This window comes from Microcoleus sp. BROC3 (genome assembly GCF_036702515.1).
Lineage (GTDB): Bacteria > Cyanobacteriota > Cyanobacteriia > Cyanobacteriales > Microcoleaceae > Microcoleus.
Genome location: NZ_JAUBTQ010000186.1, coordinates 1 through 1,181, shown reverse-complemented (window position 1 = coordinate 1,181; position 1,181 = coordinate 1). Strand labels below are relative to the sequence as shown.

General features: G+C 42.3%; 2 protein-coding genes. Both read left to right on the top strand.

Going from position 1 to position 1,181, the window contains the following annotated elements; genetic code table 11:
* The first annotated feature begins 318 nt into the window (after positions 1–318).
* On the top strand, positions 319–585 hold the full coding sequence (locus QUB30_RS34095; protein WP_445300583.1) for an ISAs1 family transposase: 267 nt from the start codon (positions 319–321) through the stop codon (positions 583–585).
* Positions 586–650: 65 nt separating this feature from the next.
* The gene (locus QUB30_RS33700) at positions 651–950 is read left to right on the top strand and encodes a transposase family protein (RefSeq protein WP_333342734.1); all 300 of its coding nucleotides are present in this window, start codon (positions 651–653) and stop codon (positions 948–950) included.
* The last annotated feature ends 231 nt before the right edge of the window (positions 951–1,181 follow it).

Sequence of the window (1,181 nt, the reverse complement as noted above, 5' to 3'; positions counted from 1 at the left end):
CTCATTATTATCTCGGATGATTCACTTTTACCTCCTCAATCCGCGTATGTGCCAGTTGGGGGTGCGGAATGTGGGTTGAAACAGCCAGAGCCCACCAATTTGGTGGAATTGAAGTTAGTGAGGATTGTCGAACGGAAACAGCACACCATCGGATAGAGAAGAGAAGAGTTTGGGCGGTTCCAGTTGCCGCATTAGGAGGGCTTCACAAACAAGAGCAATGGACAGATATTCAGACTATTGTTATAGTAGAACGTTACCGTTATCTGTGGAACAAAACCACTCATGAACTCCAGTTTTACCTAAGTTCTTTACCCGTAGATGCTAAAGCGGAATGGTCTAGCTATTCGCCAACATTGGAGTATTGAAAATCAAGAACATTGGGTTTTAGATGTCACTTTCAATGAAGATCGATGTCGCATTCGGTCGTTGAATAGCCCTCGGAACTTGGCTGTGATCAGACGGATGTCCCTGAATGCTGTCAATCAAGAAACCACTCTCAAGCGTAGCTTGCGACAGAAAAGGAAACGGGCTGCAATGAATGATGAATACATGATGCTTCTTCTCAAATCCTTTTGTCAAGACTGATTGAGATGCTCTTACCCTGGCAGGGGAACCTGGATCTAAAAGCGATATAACCTTATTCCGGGAATATCGCGAGCGAGTTTGACCCTCAACAAAGATTTAAGGGAGATAAAGCTTACGTTGGAGAAGATTTAATAACAACTCCCATTAAAAAACCCAGAAACCGAGAATTAACAACTGAACAAAAAGAACAAAACAAAGCGTTTTCGGCTCGCCGAATTTTTGTGGAACATCGAATTAGAACGGTCAAGATATTTCGAGTTGCCCAAGAAAGATTTAGATTAAATCCCCCAAAATATGAGCAAGTAATTTTAACGATTTGTGGAATAGTAAGGTTGCGAATGGGAGCCGGAATATTACAATTATAAAAAGCGGTGAAAGCGTCCGATTAAAATTAACACACTTCACTCAATATTTTGGCATAATTATCAACAATAAATATCTCAAAGTCGGGTTTTATCGTACACACTAGCTAGGGCTTGCTGAATAAGTGCTGAAAAGTTCACCACGCCTTGCGCTTCGATCGCCCGAGCGCTGGTGGTAAGTGCAAAGAAAACAGGTAAAATAGCACAGAACCCTTGCACCACCGTTGACAGTTG

Bases quoted from the DNA above. Each gene is read 5' to 3' on its own strand.
- QUB30_RS34095 (WP_445300583.1), top strand. From the start codon at position 319: ATGCTAAAGCGGAATGGTCTAGCTATTCGCCAACATTGGAGTATTGAA.